1 protein-coding gene is annotated in these 1,619 nt (G+C 71.5%); it reads right to left on the bottom strand.

What is annotated here, in order from left to right; all coding sequences use genetic code 11:
* Window positions 1-9: 9 nt before the first annotated feature.
* Window positions 10-1,617, bottom strand: coding sequence for a hypothetical protein (locus RJ03_RS22275; RefSeq protein WP_036505504.1), 1,608 nt, complete (start codon window positions 1,615-1,617; stop codon window positions 10-12).
* Window positions 1,618-1,619: the final 2 nt, after the last annotated feature.

The raw sequence follows: 1,619 nt of genomic DNA, 5'->3' as shown, positions 1-1,619 counted from the left end.
CGGCACCACCTACACCGGTCGAGATGCCGCGGCGACCAGCACCGCATGCAGCAATCTCGCCTGGATGCCCGCCTCGGCACCGTGCTGCACCACCTCGGCGAACGCGATTCCGAGCGCGTGGCCCACATCGAATTCGCCTGGGGCCACGGACTTCCCGGCCACACCGGCTCGCCAGTCCCGGTAACCGCTCACCACTTCGGCGAGTGTGCGATCCGGCTGCGGCTCCCGGCGCAGGTATTCCCCGATCAGGACACGCTGCGCCTGCTTGCGCGCCGCGCCGCCACCGGCGTCGTCGAGGGCCCGGCCGAACTCGTGGAGCGTCGCCGGATAGATGTCCGATCGCGCCGGCTCGCCGCCGGATTCCGTGGTCGGGGCGGCCGCCGGTTCTTGCGCGGTGCGCAGGTCGAGCGTCATCGAGCCGGTGGAGCCCTCGTCGCCCGGTTCACGACTCCATCGCACCGTGCCGTGTTCGCCATCGAGCTCCGCTACCGCGACCGAATTCAGCTGGACCATCGGGTAGTCGGTGAGCACCCGGTCCACCGCTGACAGAAAGTCACGTACGGGCGGCAGCTGGAGGCCAGGTGTGTCGAACCCGGTGACCTGTACGCCGTGGCGCTCGGCCACTGTCCGCGCCAGCCAACCGATCATCGGGTCGGACGCCCGCTGCTCGCGAGAGCGGCGCCGATCATCCGCACGCGCCTTGTCGCGCGACGAACGGTCGGATCGGGGTGGGGAACCGTGCCGGGGATTCGACTCCGGCCTGCCGGGAGATCCGGTCTTTCCGGGGGATTCGGTCCTTCCCGGTGTGCCGGAAGGGCGAGGCGGCTGCCCTGCCCACGGGGTATCGCCCCGTCTCGTCGGTGCCGCTCGGCCGCCGGACGAGGCATCCGTGGCTCGGGGCGCGGCGCGGCGGTCGGCAGGAGGCGGTGCCGACGAGGACGGCGGCGCCGAAACGGAGGAGGACCGGCGACCGGAGTCACCGCCCGGCTGTCGCCCGTCGTGCCCGGACGGATCGGACGTCGGCCGATCCTGATTCCACGGCGAGCGCGACTGCGCCCCATCCTGCGGGCCGGTGCGCGCCGGAGAACCGTTCGGTGACTGCGAGCCACCGGCCGCAGGTTGTTCGGCGCGCGGCGTCCCGCCGGCGCGCTGCGCCGGACCGTCGGCGAGCGCGGAGTTGCGCGCCGGGGAGGACGCGGCGGGGTCGTACGGGACCTGTGCACCGGTATCGACCGGCGACGGCAGGGTGGCCGCGGCATCCGGTCGAAGCGTGGGCGAACTCCCGCTTCCCGAAGTCCGATCATCCGCCGCGTCGGCCAGGCGGGCGGCGTTACCGGCATCCTGGGCGTCGAATTCGTCTGCGACACCGACGATTCCGGACGCCGTGCTGTGCAGCCCCTGCTCCATCGCCCGCACATTGGCCAGCATCTGATCGGCATGCGGTGTGAACTGCTCGGCGAACTGACGGCCCATATAGTCGTCGCCCCAGCTACCGCGAGCCTGATCCAGGCAATCGCGCAATCCCGCATAGGTCTGCCCGACCCGGTCGGCGAGTTCGGTCAGCCGTGCACCCCGTTCGCGTAGACCGGCCAGATCCAGTCGAAGTTCGCCGCTCATAT

Origin of the sequence: Nocardia aobensis NBRC 100429, from assembly GCF_000308375.1 — a bacterium.
In the GTDB taxonomy this organism is placed as follows: Bacteria; Actinomycetota; Actinomycetes; order Mycobacteriales; family Mycobacteriaceae; genus Nocardia; species Nocardia aobensis.
Note: the sequence above shows the minus strand (reverse complement) of the source record. Positions and strands in the feature narration are given on the sequence as shown.

Bases quoted from the DNA above. Each gene is read 5' to 3' on its own strand.
- RJ03_RS22275 (WP_036505504.1), bottom strand. From the start codon at position 1,617: ATGAGCGGCGAACTTCGACTGGATCTGGCCGGTCTACGCGAACGGGGT.